This window comes from Mesorhizobium sp. B2-1-3, from assembly GCF_006442495.1.
GTDB lineage: Bacteria > Pseudomonadota > Alphaproteobacteria > Rhizobiales > Rhizobiaceae > Mesorhizobium.
This window is the reverse complement of record NZ_VFWL01000012.1, coordinates 159,106-176,826: the sequence shown is the minus strand read 5'-3', so window position 1 is coordinate 176,826 and position 17,721 is coordinate 159,106. Positions and strand designations below refer to the sequence as shown.

Here is a 17,721-nt window from a genome sequence, read left to right as displayed (position 1 = left end):
CGAACGCTGTGCTGGCCCGGCTGGTCATTACGGTCGGAGGCCTCGAGCTGCTGTTCGGGATTGCCCTGATCATGCATGCCGGAGCCTTGCTTGCGACCGACAGGCCTGCCCTTGGGACTCGTGTCGAGAATGCCGGGCAACCAGCCCGGTCGCAGACGACTGTTCTCGACGGAAGATGGCGAGAAGCGCGCAGGGTTGCCGAGGGCATTGTCGCGCTGCCGTCGATTGACCTGCCCGAGATCGAGCGGATCGAAGCCCGGCCGCCGCTCGGCGACCTCGGCCTCGCCGTGCCCCCTAAAACGCCCATGCCAGATGACTGGCGCGAAACCCTGCTCTTCCGGCCAATGGCAACGTCATCGGCGACTTTCGAATCCATGGGACGCAAAGTGGCCGTCAGTGGTGTGGCCAGCATAGAACCGGAAGCCACCTGCTCGTTTCACGATGTCGCTTGGTCCTGCGGCCAGCGCGCACGCGCCGCCTTCAACTCCTGGCTGCGTGGGCGCGCGCTGAAGTGCTTCATGCCGCCGGAGATCGAACGTTTTGCCATTGCCGCGCCGTGTAGCCTTGGCAAGCAGGATGTCGGCGCCTGGCTTGTGTCCAACGGCTGGGCGATCGCGCTGCCCACCGGCATCTATGGCAAGGCGCAAGCAGTCGCCGAGGACGCGGAGGTGGGAGTTTTCGGCCCGCCGCGATAGGCGAAATCGATTCACGATTCGCACATCGATCAAATTGTATGGTTTGCCGCAACTGAAATTGCGCATGCCGGCGCTATGCTCGCCGATCTGACAGGAGATTGGTAATGGCACAAGCCGAAACGACCGCCACCGAGCCGGTATGGAAGGGTGTCGCGTGGCTCGCCTTCCTGGGGACCGTTGGCAGCCTTGCCCTCTCCGTGGGCCTCAATTACCTGCTGTTGTTCAGCGATGTCTTGACGCCGTTCGGGCGCAGCATGGTCACTGCGGTGCTGCTGCCTCTGATCATCGGTCTGCCGCTTTTCGTATTGATCGGCTTGAAGCAGGCCCAGATCCGCGGCTACCGGCGGGAGCTCAACAGGGCCGAGACCTATGACAGGGTGACAGGCTGCCTGAACGGCCCGGTTTTCACCTCGATGGTCGAGCGGCGCGCGGCCAGGCCGTCAGCGCCAGGGCCGCGCGCCGGCGCCTTCCTAGTGATTCATGCCGAACACCTTCGCTCCATAAATCTTCGCTACGGTCCAGATTGGGGCGATGAGGCCTTGCGGCTCGTCGCCTCGGCCATTCAGTCTGCGGTCCGCAAGGAGGATATGGTAGGTCGCATAGGAACATCGATGTTCGGGGTCTTTCTTTCAGGTACGACCGAAGCGGAGGCCGCGGAAATTGGCGAGCGCATTCGGGCAAGCGTCGCGCGGGTCTATTTCGCGCCCAAGGGGACCGAGGACGTTCTGGCGATCAGCCTTGGAAGCACCGTGTTTGAAACCGAGCTTGCATTCGAGGACATGTTTCGCTCAGCGGAAGCGCAATTATCCGCCCGCGCACCTGCCGAAACGCGCCCTGCAGGTCTCCAATAGCCCGGTGTAACGTGACCGAAGCCAATACCTGGCGGCAAATCGACGTTTGGACACATTCCTAAAGCTCAGCGAGCAGGGCCGCTCGACAGGCACAAGCATTTGATCGATCTCGTTGCCGGAAACCTCATCGGCGCGGAAAGAGAACCTCGCCCATTCCAAGCACCGCGTTGTCGCCGCCATATTTATGTGGTGCGCTCCCCAGCAGCGGCCGTTTCAAAATGCCTTCTGCGATCAGATGACGATCGATGATGGTGGCAAAAACGCTCTCGGGCGCGCCACACTCGACGAAGCTCGGCGACAGATGTCCTGGCGCGCGATCAAGAAGGATCGAACCGCGACGCATCAGGTAGCCGGGCATTTCACCGATGCCACCGGCTACCACCAGCGTGCCTGCGATCATGCGGCTGCCGGCATAGTCGCCCGAGCCTTTCAGCACCGAGATCAGACCGCGCCGCATCCGGTCCGCGGCGAAGGCGCCCGCCCTGCCCCTGACGATCAGCACGCCGCCATTCATGCCGGCCAGTTCGCCGACGAGCGGCGCACCAAGGTGATCGCCGGCATTACCTGTTATCTCCAGCCTGCCGCCGCGCATGCCAGAGCCGGCGTGCGGCCCCGCATTGCCTTCGATCGTCAGCTTGCCGCCGCGCATGGCGCGCCCGGCCTGCGCGCCAGTATTGCCGATCACGCGAACCGATCCACCTCCCATGCCTTGCGCCACCCGGTCGAGGCGCGTGCTTCCACCTTCGAACACGATGCTTAGCGGATCGCTGCCGGCGAGGCGAAAAATGTCGCCCACCTTCGATCCGTGCTTCGACATGCCGATCCGGATTTTTTCGATATCCCGTCTTTCGCTCCCAGCAAGCCGCTCCGGCGTCAGCGGCGACAGGTCGAGGCGCTCAGGCGGTTCGGCAACAAGAGTGAAGGTCAGCGCCTTCATGGCAACATATCCTTCAGCGAATAGATGAACTTACCGAGCTTGCCGCCGTAATTGCCGGCGCCGATGCGAACCGCGCCTTTCTTCGGTCCGATCTGGATGACGGCGTTGATGCCGGCCTTCATCGCCGCGGCAACGGCATCATTGGTCTCACCATCAATGACGATTTCCAGGACGGCGTTGATGTCGGGGCCTAGCTCACTCGCAACCACACCGCGCAGTGTCGGCGCGTAGGCTTCGTTGGCCGAGGCGATCATGCCCTTGTATTTGCCACCTATCTTGGAACCCGAACGGGCGATGCCGCCCGGGAACGGCACGATGGCACCGGGCACCATTCCGATCGCGGCGACCGCGGCCTCGGCCGCGACCAATGCGTTGGCGCTGCTTTCGGCCATGACAAAGAAATTGCCGCCGCCGACGGCTTCCTTCGTCAGTCCGGTTGTTGCCTCGCAGAGGAATTCACCATCCATGACGGGAATGCGCCAGAAATGCCTGTCGCCGATCTTCTTGGAGATTTGCCAGCCGTCGCCGAAATAACGCAGTGCCGAACCGAGCTTGAGCTTAGCGCTGCCCTCCAGCCCGGCAAAGCAGGCGGAGCCCGGCGAAGTCAAAACACACTGCCCGACGCGATTGAGCAGTTGCTTCTGCAATTCATCGGTTCCCATCGCGAAGATCATCACGCGGCAGCCGGGCCGGCCATCCGGGGTGGCTGACGGCGGCAGGTCGGCATCGATTGCCGCTTCGCAGCCGCAACCGATTACCGAGGTGGCGAAGCCGGTCATCGTGATCGCCGCCTGCCGTGCCCATTTCCGGTTCGGCGCGGTGATGATGATGGCGGTTGCCCGCATCCCAAAGGCTTCGGCAAAAGTATCGTCGATCGTTACGCCATTTACGCTCACGTTCGGCATGGCACCTCGCCGAATGGCTGTTCACGCGCAATAGCGGAATCCGGGAAATTGAACCAATCCAAGGACAGGCCGTAGCGCTGCTGGTGATAGTCCTCCAGACGCCGCACCATCGCCTTGTCCACAGGTGGATTAAGCCTGAGGGCCTTGCCCCAGCGGTAATGGATGATCTCCCCGTCCTGCACGACGAGATCGCCATCCTTGAAAACATAAGCCGCCTGTCCGAGCATTTTCGCGATACTTTCGTTCCTGCGATAGACAGCGATGTCGGCGATCGCGCCGACGCCGAGATGGCCTCGATCCGTCAACCCGAGCAGCCTGGCCGGCGCTGCACGCGTCATGATGGCGATTTCCTCGAACGTGTATTCGCGGTCGATTGCGGACAGGGTAGAGAGCGCTAACGCGGATCGTGAAAGTCCAGCGGCCATTTCGGTGCGTGCTTCCCGCCTCATCAGCAGCTCGAACAGAGCCGGATAAGCGGTAAAGGGTGCACCGTTGGGGTGATCGGTGGTGAAGAACACACGCCAGGGATCGTCGATGAGGAGAAAAAGCTCGAGCCCGATCGCCCACTGCATCGTGCCATAGAAGTCCTTGCCATAGCTGTAGGGCACGATGCCGCCGCCATTGCCATCCCCGTCATGAATGACGGACTTTTTCGGATGCGCACTGCCCCGCGCCGAGAACTGCCGCATGACGTCGGAGGAGACCGTGACCGTCTGGCCGAACATCACCTGACCGATATCGATGGTGACTTCCGGAGTCGTGTTGATAAGCTCGGCAAGCCGCGCGGCGGCGGAGGAAAATCTGCGCTTTCCTTCCGTGCCATAGCCATAGAACTGGAGGTGGGCGAGGTGCATCGGCAGCCCATCCGCCGCCGCAATCGTCGCGGCCGCCGTGTCCGCAGATCCGGGGATGCCCAGATTGTTGCAATGGACATGCAAAGGATGCGGCAGGCCAAGATTGTCGACGGCGGCCTGCAGCGTCTTGACGATGTTGCGCGAGCTGACGCCGTAGGAAGGCACCACATCGTCCAGCGCGAACGTGCGTGCGTTTTCCTTGAAGGCGGCCGCTGCACCGGCGTTGATCACCTTGACCCCGAGCGCTCGCGTCGAGGCGACCGTCCAGGCGACATAGTCCTCGATCATTTGAGGTGTGGCGGCGTCACGGATCATTGACAGCAGGAAGTCGTCGTTGCCGAGAATGGCGAGCGTCGCCTTGTCGATGATCGGGATGTCGGCCAGCTCGAGATGGGTGTGGAGTGCAGATCCCGGCGACATCGCCGGTTCGACGACCGTCGTGAAGCCCATCTTGGCGTAGAGACAGCCGGTCTGGAAGGTCGACCAGCCGGCATTGGAGAGCGGCGTGGTCGCCGGTCGGGCCTGATGGGCGGCATGCTGTTCGGGCAAGAGAAGCCGCGCGGTATTCACGTTACCGCCGCCAATGTGGGAGTGGATGTCGATGGCGCCCGCCATCACGATGCAGCCGGCGGCTTCGATGGTCCGGTCGGCCACCCCCTCAGCCGGCGCCGCGACGATCTTGCCGTCCTTGATCCACAGGTCGCCCTTGCCGAGACGGCTGTTGACGGGGTCGACGATGTCGCCGTTGGCAATTTTCGTCAGCATGGCAATGCCTCGGCGAAAACCCGACTGGCGACCAGGCGAATGATCGTCGCGGCGGAGGGCAATTTCGAAGCAGCGCGGGTATCAGTCGACTTCAGCGAGCCGGTACGGCTGGAATAGACAACCGCATCGTGATCGACCCCAGCTTCGCCAATGGCGATGGTGACCGCGGCGCCTGTGACCGGCTCTTCCGTTTTAGCCAGCGCAATCAGTGCCATGCGTCCTCTTTTTCTCGGGAGTTGGGCAACCGTGGCGGAGATCCGCAGGTGCAGGTCGGCTTCGCCGGCGGCGATCATGCGCGCCACATCGTAACGCCAGGGATCGAATTCCGGGAAGCCCCGCGCAAAGCCCGTGCGCAATGGAAAACCTGTCATCCAGGTCGAGGCGAGCACGCTTCCCCACCCGTTTTCGCTCGCGGGCAGATGAAGGCCAGATGCACGTGATTTGCGATTGAGATCGGCGATCAGCCCCTGCAGCATCTCCAACGCCAACCCATCGGTCGCATGGCCTGAAAACAGGAACACGGGAAAATGCGCAGCCGCCAGAGCCTTGGCGAAATCGTTGAAGTTCGACACCGGTCGCGATGTTTGCCGCCCCTTGTACTGCGCCCTCAGCGCCGCCAGCGTGGCGCCGAGGCTAGCCTGGCCACAGGAAAGGAGCGTTGCCTTGCGCCCGTTTTTCAACGGCGGCACGGACACTCCGTTCGATCCCACCAGGAAGAACTCGCGCTCATTCCCGGTCGAGAGATCGGGCCTGGTCGAGAGATCGGGAACCGTGCCAGCGAGTTCGGCAACAAGGTCATGATGGGTTTGTGCGAGTTCGCCCACGATCACCACGATATCGGCACGCCGGCGCGTCTCCCCAGGGGCGACGGTCATCGCGCCCCTGTCGGTAAAAAGCATGGTCTCTCGGGCAAGTGCCGCGCCGTCGGTGTGATCGTATGCCGCGCCAAGCCGCTCGGCCAGCGCGATCGCCGCCCTCGTGCCGTGTATGTCCGTATCAAAGCTGAAAACCGGGCACCGGCTTGACGATAACAGCGACGCGGCATGCGCAGCCGCGCGCTCGACCAGCGCTTCCCGGTTGCCTATCCAAGCAACCGCCATTCGCTACACTACTTTCTGGTGCCGGCCCGATCCTAGACGAAACTGGATTGGCCGTGAACCCCGCTTGCCAGCAGATTAACGAATGTTTTCATACGCTATCAACAAACTCCGACCGCGCTTAATCATATTTGATGTAAGCGAAGCGTTGATCAGTCGCCGGAGTTCCCTCCAGCGCTCCGCCTTCCTTGGCCGGCTGCCACTGGACAACGTCCTCGATCTTTCTCGCCAACTCGAAGTCCTTGTCGGTGATACCCTTCGCCGCGTGGTTCATCAGGCGTACCTCGACCCAGGCATAGGAAGCGGTGATATCGGGATGGTGCCACGCCGCCTCGGCGAGATGGCCAACCGTGTTGACGACCATCAGCGTCGACTTCCAACTGTGGGTCTTGTATTTGCGCCGGATCCAGCCGTTTTCGTAGCGCCATTTCGGCAGCTCCTTCTCAAGCCGGTCGGCAATCTCGGCGTCCGAATAGACCTTCTCCTTGACCGTTTCGCTCATCTCGACCTCCCCGAATTGCTCGGTCCGTCAACACGACAGGCCAAAGCAGAAACATTGAATGCACTCTCTTTGGCTTGCTCCCTCGACGAAAACAGTTATCATCGTGGCGGGCACCTAAACTTCCATGATGCATCCATGATGCACCCATCGGGGGGCAGATGTCGAATTTTGTTACCGTACGAGTGCCCGCTCGCCTTCACCTTGGCTTCCTCGATCTCAATGGCGATGCCGGACGTCGCTTTGGCAGCGTTGGGCTTCCGTTGAGTGAACCCGAAACCGTTGTCACCCTGTCGCGGTCCGGCGAGACCATAGTCGAAGGTTCCGAGAGCGTTCGCGCCGGTGAGCACTTGTCGACGCTCTGCAGGCATCTCGGCATTCGCGGCCAGCACCATTTGGTGATCGAACAGTCGATCCCGAGTCACGCCGGCCTTGGGTCCGGCACGCAGATCGCCCTTGCCGTCGCCTCTGCATTGCGAACGCTCCACAACCTGCCTCTCGATGTCGCCGGCGACGCGACCCTGCTCGAACGAGGCGGCCGATCTGGAATCGGCATCGCAAGTTTCGAAGACGGCGGCGTGATTGTCGACGCGGGCAAGGACGAGCGTGCCGGACCGCCTCCGGTCGTGGCGCGGCTGCCGTTTCCCGAAGAATGGCGCGTCATCCTCATCCTCGACCATGCCGGGCATGGACTGCATGGCGAGGCCGAGGTCGCGGCGTTCCGTTCACTGCCACCCTTCCCGACGGCGGGCAGCGGCGAGATCTGCCGGAGGGTACTGATGGGTATCATGCCGGCCTTGGTCGAGCGCGATCTTGCGGCATTCGGCGCTGCCGTCACCGCGATACAGATGCTGATCGGCAGCCATTTCGCTCCGGCGCAGGGCGGTGTGTTCACCTCAAAGCGGGTCGAGATGGTCGCTCACCGTCTCAATAAAGCGGGCGCCGTCGGGATCGGCCAGAGTTCCTGGGGACCCACAGGGTTTGCCTTCGCGCCGTCGCATGACGCCGCGCTCAAATTCGTCGGCGCGGTTCAGAAGATAACCGTTGAAGACGGCCTTCAGATCAAGATCGTCAAAGGCAGGAACTCCGGCGCGAAGATCAGTTCGACCGGACTCGGTCTCGTCGGCAGCTGACGCTTCAGATTCCAAGCAGAAAGGCGAGAAATGGCCCGCAAACATATCCTGCATATGCTGACGCCGTTGAAGCACATGAGCCCGTTCGACGTGAACATGGCGCTCGACGCTGGCTTCGACAGCGTGGTCCCCTATGTCGATGTCGATCTTGGTGAGGTGACAGGCCTGGTTCAGGACGCGATCTTTTCGCGCCCGCCGGATGCGGGTGTCGATACCGGCATCTTTATCGCCGGGAAGGATGCTTCGTTGGCGCTCGACATGTTCGATGCCGCGAAGAAGGCGATGGTGCCGCCTTTCCAGGTTTCGGTATTTGCCGACCCGGCCGGCTCGTTCACCACGGCCGCGGCGATGGTGGCCAAGGTCGAGAAGGCGTTGGAGAAGAAATTCGAGCGCGGGCTGAAGGACACGAGGGTGGCTGTTTTCGGCGCCACCGGCGTGGTTGGCTTCTGCACCGCCGTCATCGCGGCAAGGGAGGGCGCCCGCGTCACGCTTGTCGGCCATGACGGCATCGAAAGGGTGAAGCAGATCGCTGCCGAGATCAAAAGCCGATTCAAGATCGGTGTCGATGCGGCTGACGGATCGACCAATGCCCGGAAAGCCGATCTGGTCGAAGCAAGTGAGGTCATACTGGCTTGTGCGAAAGCCGGCGTCCAGGTGGTTTCAAAGGCCCAGTTGAGAGGAAGCGGCTTGCTTATCGCCGCCGACGTCAACGCGGTCCCGCCCGCAGGCATCGAAGGATTGGCCGTCAATGCCAATGGCGACCCGCTAGAAGCGGCAAAGGTCGTCGGGATTGGCCCGCTTGCCATCGGCAACGTCAAATATAAGGTCGAGTCTGGCCTTTTCAAAAGAATGATCGAATCCGAAAAAACGATCGCGCTCGATTTCCAGGAAGCGTTTTCCCTTGCACGCGAGATTGCCAAATAGCGCCAGATCTCTGCTGATCGCGGCGATTTCAGGCCGGGCATTGGCCATGGCTGCGCGGCGTGCGGGCTACCGTCCGTTGGTCGCTGATTTCTTCTGCGATACCGATACGGTTGCGCTGGCAGAACGAACGACCAAGCTGCCGGGCAACCTACAGGACGGCATCGACGGCGAGCGCATCATCGAGACGCTTCGGGACCTGGTCGGCGAAGACCAGCCGGTCGCCGTCGTCCTGGGCTCGGGTTTTGAGCGGATGACGGAGACTGTCGACGCCGTCGCTCGCCATTTTCCGCTTGCCGGCAATCGCGGCGCGGCGATCAGCAGGATCAAGGACCCGCAATTGCTGGCCGCGGATTGTGCCGAACTCGGCATCCCACATCCGGAATTCCGGTGGGATCGACCGCCTGAGCCAGACAGCTGGGTGGCCAAGACCTTGGGCGGCGCCGGGGGTGGGCATATCAGACAGGCGGCCGGAGAAAGCCAGACCACCGGCCGCTATTTCCAGCGTTTCGTCGCCGGACGCAGCATCTCGGCCCTGTTCGTCGGCGACGGCCAGGCCGCGCGCATCGTCGGCTTCAGCCAACAATGGACTTCCCCCGTCTCCACGGCGCCCTACCGCTATGGCGGGGCCGTGCGGCTGAGACGCTTCGACCGCAAGCAGGCGGCGGTCATCGGCGGCTGGCTTTCAGCCCTGACGCGCCGTGCCGGCCTGGTTGGATTGTGCAGCGCCGATCTCATTCGCGGATCGGATGGCTACAAGCTCATCGAGATCAATCCGCGGCCAGGCGCCACGCTGGACATTTTTGACGAGGCCGACGCGCCGCTGATCGAAGCACATCTGCGAGCTGCAACCGGCGGAACTTACCGTTTGCCATGCTTCGTCGATTCGATGGCTTCAATGGTGACCTACGCCGCGACGCCAATCGCGCGGTTTCCGTCGATTGCGTGGCCCGAATGGACCGCTGACCATCAGTCGCCCGGCACCCCTCTGATTGCCGGCGACCCCGTCTGCACCGTCTTCGCGCGCGGTCCGAACGCCGATTTGACCAGGCGGCTCATCAAGGGGCAAGCCCGCCGGTTGCAACGCCAATGGGAAGGAGACCGGACATGAAAGACGGTTCGGCATTCCTGAACGACAATGCACAGCGCATCGCTGACGGCATGATCAGCGACGCCGAACGGCTGCGGATCGCCGCTTCCAAGGGAACCTTGGGCGAGCTCCTTATCGATGTCGGCGCCAAGGCGCCCGGCAGCGTCGAGGCCGGGCTGCGCATGGCGGAGGCGGCGATGGGCGGTCTCGGCAGCGTTTCGGTGTTTATGGACCGCACGGAGCGGAAATGGCCGTTCACCGTCGAGGTGCGCTCGTCGCAGCCGGTACTAGCCTGCCTAGGCAGTCAATATGCGGGCTGGAACCTGTCTGCCCAGGACTATTTCGCCATGGGATCGGGACCGGCGCGGGCACTCGCCCGCGTCGAACCCCTGTTCGACGCGCTTTCCTATCGAGACACCGCATCGTCCGCCGTGCTTATCCTGGAGACTGCCAAACCGCCTCCCCCAGCAATCGTCGAGAAAGTGAGCAAGGCAACCGGACTGGCAACCGACAAGCTCACCTTCCTCTACGCGCCGACGCAAAGCCTTGCCGGCAGCCTGCAGATCGTTGCGCGCGCGCTCGAGGTTGCCCTGCACAAGGCCAACGATCTCAAATTTCCGCTGGAGAACGTCGTCGACGGCATCGGAGCGGCGCCAATCCCCGCCCCCCACCCGGATTTCCTGACCGCCATGGGCAGAACGAACGATGCCATCATCTATGGCGGCAGCGTCCAGCTCTTCGTAAAAGGGTCGGCAAAAGAGGCCAGCAACCTCGCGGAGAAACTTCCGAGCCGCGCCTCACGGGACTACGGCCAACCCTTTGCCGAGATCTTCAAGCGGTTCAAGGGGGATTTCTATGCCATCGATCCACTGTTGTTCAGCCCGGCCGAAGTGATCGTGACGGCGATCGAAACCGGCGATACGTTTCGCGCTGGCCGGCGTGATCCAAAGATGCTCGAACGGAGCCTCGGTTAGCATGGCGGCGCAAAGAGACCCGTCCGTCATCCGCCATATCCGAGGCACCACATGATCCCTCGCATCCTGATCGTCAGCGACAATTCGGACACCGGCTCAAGTGGCCTCGCGGCAAGGCTTGGTCGACGGGGCGCTATTGTTGCAACCGTGCCGCTGGCGGCGATCGCGTTCGACACCGGCAGCCCGGGCGGACTTTCGATCCCCGGTTTCGGCGGTGCGCTGCCCGATGCCGTGCTCGTCCGTTCGATCGCCGCCGGATCGTTCGAAGCGATCACCCGGCGCCTCGGGGTACTGCACGCGCTGAGCCGGCTGTCGGTTCCCGTGTGGAATTCGGCGCAGGCGGTCGAACGCTGCGTCGACAAGTCGATGACGACTTTCCTCTTGAAAAATGCCGGTCTGGCAACGCCACCGACATTCGCCGTCGAAGGACTTGCCGCCGCCAAGGAGATCGCGGCGCAAGAGCTTCCGAAGGGACCGCTGGTGCTGAAACCATTGTTCGGGGCGCAAGGCCGCGGGATAAGGCTGATCCGTACGCTCTCCGACCTTCCCGCCGCAGACGAGGTGAACAGCGTCTACTATCTCCAGCATTATGTGTCGCGCGCCGGCCCGCCTTTCCGGGATTTCCGCGTTTTTGTCTGCGCCGGCGAAACCGTGGCGATGATGAGCCGCAGCAGCGACGACTGGATCACGAACGTCAACCGGGGTGGCGTGCCGGAGCCGGTTTCGGGACCTGGCAAGGCTGAGCTGGCATCGCTGGCTGTCGCCGCGTCGGCTGCCGTCGACGCGGATTTCGCCGGCGTGGACATCGTGCGAGCCGACGATGGCAGCTTGTTCGTACTCGAGGTGAACAGCATGCCCGCCTGGTCAGGACTGCAATCGGTGGTCGCTGTGAACATCGCCGAAGCGATCGCCGATGCCCTGCTGAAATTCCTGGCCGACCGCACCGAAGCGACCGCCGTGCCGCGGCCCTTCCGTTTCACCGCGCCGGCGAATTCGTAACGGAGCGGCGGCAGGATGACGTTATCGCGTGAACGCCTCCGGGCTAGCTACAAGGATGCCTGCCGGATGGAGATCGAAGCTCTGAAGCCGGGCAATGTCCACCTGTTCGCCGACGGACACGGCATGTCCGCCGCTCAGTTCATGATAAGTGCCGAGGTTTCGTCCGAGCCGCTGACCGATCCTCGCTTCTCGGCCGGGCGACGCATGCTGGAGGCGGTGCGTGCGACACGTGTGGCGGTAGCAACCAATACCAATCTCGGTATCATCCTCCTGGCGGGGCCTCTGATAGGCGCCGCCGAAATGAGGAGTGGCAGCTTGCAGGACAATCTCGACTCGCTGCTGCGCGCGTTGAGCATGGACGATACCAGGGCAGTGTTCGAGGCGATCGCCATGGCAGCGCCAGGCGGCCTGGGAGATGCCGCGAATGATGTGCGGCAGGAGCCGAAGGTTCATCTCTTGGAAGCAATGCGGGAGGCTGCCGACCGCGATATGATCGCCCGCCAGTATGACACCTGTTTCGGCGACGTGTTCGGGGTAGGGCTGGCCGCGCTGGTAGGGGCGCTAGCTCGCGGAGAAAGCGGCATGTGGCCGACCGTGTTCGCCTATATGGCGTTTCTCGCAGGCTTCCCCGACAGTCACGTGGTGCGCAATCACGGAATTGAAGTCGCAAATCAGGCGCGACAGGACGCTCTTTCCGTTCAGGCGACGCTCCATGCCAACGGCGACGAGCCGTCACGCATTCGCCTGCTCATGGAGTTCGACCGCCGGCTGAAGGCGGACAAAGTAAACCCCGGCACCTCGGCCGATCTGACCGTGGCTACTCTTTTAGTCCACACTCTAGGCACTCGCTTGCATAATCGCGGCGTTGGTGCTTGACTTCCAAAAGTGGGAGCTGTGCTTCCGCGGCTATCTAGCCAACCGGTCCGGGCAATCCGGGCGCTGCCAACAAGGATAGCTGTCCATCGAGCGCCTGCTCGGTTGCAGCGTCCGTGGACATCATAATTGTGTCTTGGAGGAAATTGGCATGGCAAAAATCTCGAAGGTAATGGTCGGTGAATCGCTGGTCGGGGACGGCAACGAAGTCGCGCATGTCGACCTGCTCATCGGGCCGCGAGGGAGCGCAGTCGAAACGGCATTTTGCAACGCGCTTACCAACAACAAGGACGGTTTTACCTCGCTTTTGGCGGTGATCGCGCCCAATCTTCAATGCAAGCCCAATACGGTGATGTTCAACAAGGTCACGATCAAGGGCGCCAAGCAGGCTGTACAGATGTTCGGCCCAGCGCAGCACGCCGTTGCAAAGGCAGTGCAGGACAGCGTCGCGGACGGGACAATTCCGGCAAACGAAGCGGACGACGTGTTCATTTGCGTTGGCGTATTCATCCATTGGGACGCGGCCGACGACGCCAAGATCCAGAAATACAACTATGAGGCGACAAAGGAGGCTATCCAGCGCGCTATCGCAGGAACCCCGACCGCCGCCGAAGCCACCGCTCAGCGCGACAACGTCAAGCATCCGTTCGCGGCCTAGACAAGAGACAGCCCCGCACAGGAAAAGCCATCTTCCGAAACGGATGGTCTGTTGCGCCGGCTGAAAAGGGTTCTGGGCTTTTGAAGCGACACTCCCGAAGGGCGCCCGCCTTTCGGGGGTAAGGAGCAACTGTGATCAGGCGCCGAGCGACGCCAGGTGACTAGGTGTGAGCGTGGCGTTGTGCAGTGAGGTTGCGACCAGCGCTGCGGCGATGCCCATCGCTGACAATGCGTGGATATCGCTGTCATCGCGGACGCCGCCGGCCGCGATGACCGCGCGACTTCCCGCCTTGGCCTTGACCTCCTCCAGCCGCCTGAAGTCCGGGCCGGCGGCCGCACCGACTTTGGCCAGCGTCATGACGATCACCTTTTGCGGCCAAAGCTCGGGCTCAGCGAGAAGAGAACGCGGTCCGCAAAAATCATCGCCAAAGAAGTCAAGGGACAGGATGAGATCGGGATGATCGCGAAAATGCCGGAGCAGCACATCGTCCTGCTGCGATTCGGAGCCCAACACCGGGTAAACCGAATGTTCAGCGAGCGCCGCCAGAAGCGTTTTCCTGTCTGCTACGCCGGCATCGACCCAGAGCTCAGGCGGCTGCGTCATCGCCCTCAGCCGGGCAAGTGCGTCGCTGTTTGGAGTACCGCCTCCGATGGCGTCCAGATCGGCGATGTAGAAGGTCGAAAAGGGATAAAGCGTGCGCAACCCTTCGGCGACGGCGAGGACATCGGAACTTCGGCTGAGCGGGGTAACGATCGGCCGGTAGCGATCGCGTTTTCCTTGCTGGGCGCGAACGACCTCGCCGCCTTTCAAGTCGAGAACCGGAATGATGCGCAACGTTTTTCTCGCCGACCAACTGCTGTCATGAAAGCTTGAAGTGTGGAAAAAAGAAAGAGCATCATTGCGGGCTTCGACATTGGCGGCGCGCATCTGAAGGTGACGCGCGCGCAAGGCGGCCGCATCGTCGGCGCGGTAACGATCGCCACGCCGCTCTGGCAAGGGTTGCACAGCCTGACCTCGGCCCTCGACGAAACAGCTCCGATCTATGCGGAAGCCGATCTCAACGCGTTCACCATGACGGGCGAACTGTCGGACATCTTTGCGTCCCGCGATATCGGCGTGACGACGCTGCTGGATCAGATTTCCAACCGTTTTCCCACAGGCGAAAAGCTGATCTATGCCGGATCATCCGGCTTTGTCGAGGTCGAGCAGGCAGCGCGGCTGAGCACCGATGTCGCCTCCGCCAACTGGCACGCGACAGCCTCTTTGGTGGCAAAATTGGCCGGCGATGCCCTGTTCGTCGACATGGGCTCCACCACCACCGACATTATCGCAATCAAGAATGGCGCCGTCGTCAATGAGGGGTACACCGATGCAGGACGGCTTCTGACTGGCGAACTGGTCTATACGGGATTTACCAGGACATTTCTGTTCGGCGTAGCCTCGTCTGCTCCTGTCCATCGAAGACTGACGCCATTGATGAACGAGTATTTCGCCTCGATCGCCGACGCGCACCGGATCCTGGGCGTGCTCGATGAGGAGGACGACATGCACCCTTCCGCCGACGGCAAGGAAAAGACGGTCCACGGCTCAATCGCGCGACTGGCGCGCATGGTCGGGCGCGACGCCGCTGAACTTTCGCCGCCGGAATGGGGTGAAGTCGCACGCTGGTTCAGCGAGCAGCAATTGCGGAAAATCCACGACGCAGCATCCCTGATTGCCTGGGGTCTTGCTCAAGATGTTCCGATCGTCGGCGCCGGAACGGGCCGCTGGCAGATCAGGCGGCTGGCCGAGCGCATGGAACGTCGCTTTGTCGATTTCGCCGACATCGTCCCCGCTCATGAAGCTGTTCGCGGCGAGGCCAGCCGCGCCGCACCAGCATCGGCGGTGGCGCTGCTGGCTGGATATCGATCACAAGCAGCGTAGCGGCGCTCGCGCCGTCACGCTCACGCGTCCCCGCTGCTGGACCCTTTGGCGGCTAGGTGATCGCTGACACGCTGCATCAGCCAACCCCAGGCTTCCCGTTCGTCGGCGCCGGCTGTCTTTTCGATAGAGATCGAAAGATACGCGATCTCGGCCTCGATCTTGTCGCGGGGTAGCATGCCAAGCCGGCTGACCAGGATGGCCAGTTCCAGAACAGCCGCCTTGGCACGGTTAAGGCCGGTGAAGGGCGCATGCATTTCCTCTCGAAGCACGCGGCAGAAATGGCGAGGGCGCACGCCATCATCGTCAACGCTCTCGACTTCGAGAACCGAATGCGCCAGCGCAGTCGCCAACCGGGGAACCAGAAAATCTTCAAGGGGAACGGTCGGCCAGTCCTTGCGCCCGGTCAGGCATCCAGCGAAGACGCGCACGTCGTCGGTGTAGTTGGCGATGGCGAACGGCACCGCCGCCAGATTGTCGAGCGTAACCGAGGGACGAAACGGTGCGATGACCCAGCCGTCTTTTTCGGAGATTATGCCGATCGGCGCGATATGGACCTTTCCTGTCTTGTCGACAGTGGTGATGATTGTCTCGCGAATGTAAGGCACCTAGCCCTCCTTCTTCGCGCGAAGCGTTTCGCCCGGTTCGGCAAGACGGGTACGGTCGGTTTCGGGAGCCGGTGCGGCAACGCCCCATGCGAGCGGCTCGTCCTGAACATAGCGCTTGCCGAGGCGCCACGCGATCTCGGCCTTCGTCAGTTCCGCGCCCAGATAGAAAGCATGCGCACCGTCGGTCTCCACGCCAAGTGCGGCGAAGAATTCGAACGCACCCGTGGCAACCGCGTGCCCTTTGCCATTGAAAATATGGATGCCGTCCTCCGCTGCCGCGATACGGTAGTTGGCGTCGCGCACCTCGGCCGCCAATGCAGCGATATCATCGGTCGAGGCCGTGAAAGGCTTGCGATCGTGGATCTGCAGCAAGCCTGGGTGATAGCTTCGCGGCAGTGCACCGTCATTGCGGGCGGCAAACATCACGCGGCGGGCAATGTCGTGCTCCTCGATCGTCCGCACCGTGTGCGGGCTGACATGCACGGCTAGCACGTTTCGAACCCCGAGCTCCGAGCAGAGGCCCGTTAGAACGGCCGTAACGCCGGAACTGTCGGCATCGGTAAGCTCGGTGAGATTGCCGGTGCCCATCAGCAATTCGATCTCCGGCCAGCGGCGGCGCGCCTCGACGAAGCGGCCGAGCGATTGGGCAAAGCCGAAGTGGATCGGATCCAACACGGGATCGGCGATAAAGGAAATGCCAGCCCTTTGCGCCGCATCGATGGCGCGGCCAAGCGAATCCAGATCGCCGGGGGCGGACGGGATCAACACTGCCGTAGCCCCATGGCCGAAGACTAACGGCAGCGTGTTCTCGTCGAGGCTGAGAAGATAGTCCGCACCGGCGCGCGCACCGATCGACAGTTCGTCCGCGCTGGCCGAATCGACGCTGACCTGAAATCCTTGTGCCTTGAGCTCGCGCACAGCCTCCGACAGCAACGGAAATGGCGTTTCAGGCAGGCAGCCAAGATCGATGACATCGGCGCCGGCGGCAGTTAGCGTCCCCGCCCGCAGCATGAGCGCTTCGATCGACAGCATTGGCGCATCGACGATCTCGGCGAAGATGCGCATATCGTGTCGCGTAAGATCCGGCGGCTCGCCGACACGGCCGAGAAAGGCCGGCAGGTCCGCGATCTCGTCAGGACCGCGCGCAAAGGGCACGCCGAAATGGTTCGACAATTGCTCGATATCACCGCGATAGCGCCCTGGCAGGATAAAACGGTCAACGGCGTTGGGCGCGATGAGACGCCGCTTTATGATGTCTTCGGTCATCAGTGCGGCGACCTTGACACCTATGTCGACCACCTCCCACGAAAACTCCGTCTCACCCAGACCGGATAGCAGCTTTTCCAGCCGTGCCTTGGCCAGATGTCCCGTGAGAAAGACCAGCCGCTCAGCCATGGCCGGACAGCTCGGCCCGGCGTTGCTGAACCGCCGCGTTGAGGTCGGCGAGCGACTCGACGACCTGGGTTCGTTCGAACCCCTTCAGCCGCTCGGTGTTTTCCAGGTCAATCCTGCGCGGATAGACTTTGACCAGGCCATGCGGTGCCATGGTTTCGAGTTCAGGTGCGGTGTCGCAGGCAAAGACGATGATCGGCACGCGGCACTTTCCGGCTTGCGCAAAGACGTTGGTGGCAAGCGTATCGGATATACCCCAGACGCATTTGGCAACCGTGTTGGACGAGGCAGGCGCCACCACGACCGTGTGGTAGACGCCGTGGTAAAATTCGCCGACGGGAATGGCGCTCGCCGTCTTGTCGTGCAGCACGCGCGTCGTCTCCGGAAAATCGAGTTTGAGCTTGTACATGCGCAGCACTTCTTTGGCGGCTTTCGACACGAAGACATCGCAATGTTCGAGTTGGCGAACAAGTGCGAAGCTCTCCGTGAAAAAATGCCCGGACCCCGTCAAAACCCACGCCCAGCGCGGCACGTGCAGCTTCACCATCGG

General features: G+C 62.3%; 19 protein-coding genes. 10 read left to right on the top strand and 9 right to left on the bottom strand.

All coding sequences use genetic code 11. The features are described from left to right. Positions 1-8: 8 nt before the first annotated feature. Positions 9-695, top strand: a complete 687-nt coding sequence (locus tag FJ973_RS20560; RefSeq protein ID WP_140524689.1) for a thermonuclease family protein — start codon at positions 9-11, stop codon at positions 693-695. A gap of 104 nt (positions 696-799) precedes the next feature. Beyond that, positions 800-1,546 (top strand): GGDEF domain-containing protein, encoded by a 747-nt coding sequence (locus tag FJ973_RS20555; RefSeq protein ID WP_140557452.1) that lies wholly within the window; start codon positions 800-802, stop codon positions 1,544-1,546. A gap of 124 nt (positions 1,547-1,670) precedes the next feature. Here the strand turns inward: FJ973_RS20555 and FJ973_RS20550 are convergent, their stop codons facing one another. The 5 genes from FJ973_RS20550 to FJ973_RS20530 form a co-directional block, all read right to left on the bottom strand. Further along, positions 1,671-2,483, bottom strand: a complete 813-nt coding sequence (locus tag FJ973_RS20550; RefSeq protein ID WP_140557451.1) for a formylmethanofuran dehydrogenase subunit C — start codon at positions 2,481-2,483, stop codon at positions 1,671-1,673. Further along, the gene (gene fhcD, locus FJ973_RS20545) at positions 2,480-3,388 is read right to left on the bottom strand and encodes a formylmethanofuran--tetrahydromethanopterin N-formyltransferase (protein ID WP_140557450.1); all 909 of its coding nucleotides are present in this window, start codon (positions 3,386-3,388) and stop codon (positions 2,480-2,482) included. Before fhcD ends, FJ973_RS20550 begins: the two co-directional genes overlap by 4 nt. Further along, positions 3,376-5,007: a formylmethanofuran dehydrogenase subunit A gene (locus tag FJ973_RS20540; RefSeq protein ID WP_140557449.1), complete on the bottom strand. Its 1,632-nt coding sequence runs from the start codon at positions 5,005-5,007 to the stop codon at positions 3,376-3,378. The genes fhcD and FJ973_RS20540 overlap by 13 nt, the downstream gene beginning before the upstream one ends. Beyond that, the gene (locus FJ973_RS20535) at positions 5,001-6,107 is read right to left on the bottom strand and encodes a tungsten formylmethanofuran dehydrogenase (RefSeq protein WP_140557448.1); all 1,107 of its coding nucleotides are present in this window, start codon (positions 6,105-6,107) and stop codon (positions 5,001-5,003) included. Before FJ973_RS20535 ends, FJ973_RS20540 begins: the two co-directional genes overlap by 7 nt. Positions 6,108-6,225: 118 nt before the next feature. Beyond that, positions 6,226-6,606, bottom strand: coding sequence for a 4a-hydroxytetrahydrobiopterin dehydratase (locus FJ973_RS20530; protein ID WP_140557446.1), 381 nt, complete (start codon positions 6,604-6,606; stop codon positions 6,226-6,228). A 158-nt stretch (positions 6,607-6,764) separates the two neighbouring features. On the opposite strand from FJ973_RS20530, the gene FJ973_RS20525 reads away from it, so the two are divergent. The 7 genes from FJ973_RS20525 to fae all read left to right on the top strand — a co-directional run bounded on the left by FJ973_RS20525 (position 6,765) and on the right by fae (position 13,251). Beyond that, on the top strand, positions 6,765-7,736 hold the full coding sequence (locus FJ973_RS20525) for a beta-ribofuranosylaminobenzene 5'-phosphate synthase family protein (RefSeq protein ID WP_140557444.1): 972 nt from the start codon (positions 6,765-6,767) through the stop codon (positions 7,734-7,736). 30 nt (positions 7,737-7,766) lie between these two features. Then, complete coding sequence (locus FJ973_RS20520) at positions 7,767-8,660, top strand: NAD(P)-dependent methylenetetrahydromethanopterin dehydrogenase (RefSeq protein ID WP_140557442.1); 894 nt, start codon at positions 7,767-7,769, stop codon at positions 8,658-8,660. Positions 8,661-8,706: 46 nt separating this feature from the next. Next, positions 8,707-9,768: an ATP-grasp domain-containing protein gene (locus FJ973_RS20515; RefSeq protein ID WP_246675909.1), complete on the top strand. Its 1,062-nt coding sequence runs from the start codon at positions 8,707-8,709 to the stop codon at positions 9,766-9,768. Beyond that, entirely contained in the window at positions 9,765-10,721 is a 957-nt protein-coding gene (gene mch, locus FJ973_RS20510) for a methenyltetrahydromethanopterin cyclohydrolase (RefSeq protein WP_140515161.1), read from the top strand. Before FJ973_RS20515 ends, mch begins: the two co-directional genes overlap by 4 nt. A gap of 51 nt (positions 10,722-10,772) precedes the next feature. Continuing rightward, positions 10,773-11,720, top strand: a complete 948-nt coding sequence (locus FJ973_RS20505) for a RimK family alpha-L-glutamate ligase (protein ID WP_140557441.1) — start codon at positions 10,773-10,775, stop codon at positions 11,718-11,720. 15 nt (positions 11,721-11,735) lie between these two features. Continuing rightward, complete coding sequence (locus FJ973_RS20500; protein ID WP_140557439.1) at positions 11,736-12,596, top strand: triphosphoribosyl-dephospho-CoA synthase; 861 nt, start codon at positions 11,736-11,738, stop codon at positions 12,594-12,596. Between the two features lie 148 nt (positions 12,597-12,744). Beyond that, positions 12,745-13,251: a formaldehyde-activating enzyme gene (gene fae, locus FJ973_RS20495; protein ID WP_140498176.1), complete on the top strand. Its 507-nt coding sequence runs from the start codon at positions 12,745-12,747 to the stop codon at positions 13,249-13,251. Between the two features lie 135 nt (positions 13,252-13,386). Here fae and FJ973_RS20490 read toward each other — a convergent pair whose 3' ends face one another. Next, complete coding sequence (locus tag FJ973_RS20490) at positions 13,387-14,178, bottom strand: HisA/HisF-related TIM barrel protein (RefSeq protein ID WP_140557437.1); 792 nt, start codon at positions 14,176-14,178, stop codon at positions 13,387-13,389. On the opposite strand from FJ973_RS20490, the gene FJ973_RS20485 reads away from it, so the two are divergent. Beyond that, positions 14,128-15,174 carry a hydantoinase/oxoprolinase family protein gene (locus tag FJ973_RS20485; RefSeq protein WP_140557435.1) on the top strand — a complete coding sequence of 349 codons (1,047 nt, stop codon included), beginning with the start codon at positions 14,128-14,130 and terminating at the stop codon, positions 15,172-15,174. The genes FJ973_RS20490 and FJ973_RS20485 overlap by 51 nt on opposite strands. A gap of 20 nt (positions 15,175-15,194) precedes the next feature. Here the strand turns inward: FJ973_RS20485 and FJ973_RS20480 are convergent, their stop codons facing one another. Genes FJ973_RS20480 through FJ973_RS20470 form a run of 3 tightly spaced genes read right to left on the bottom strand, consistent with a single transcriptional unit; the run spans position 15,195 to position 17,718 of the window. After that, positions 15,195-15,779 carry a DUF447 domain-containing protein gene (locus FJ973_RS20480; RefSeq protein WP_140524700.1) on the bottom strand — a complete coding sequence of 195 codons (585 nt, stop codon included), beginning with the start codon at positions 15,777-15,779 and terminating at the stop codon, positions 15,195-15,197. Next, a complete protein-coding gene (locus FJ973_RS20475) occupies positions 15,780-17,174 on the bottom strand; it encodes a DUF6513 domain-containing protein (RefSeq protein WP_140557434.1) in 1,395 nt (464 codons plus the stop codon). Beyond that, entirely contained in the window at positions 17,167-17,718 is a 552-nt protein-coding gene (locus FJ973_RS20470; protein WP_140557432.1) for a flavoprotein, read from the bottom strand. Before FJ973_RS20470 ends, FJ973_RS20475 begins: the two co-directional genes overlap by 8 nt. Between the last annotated feature and the right edge of the window lie 3 nt (positions 17,719-17,721).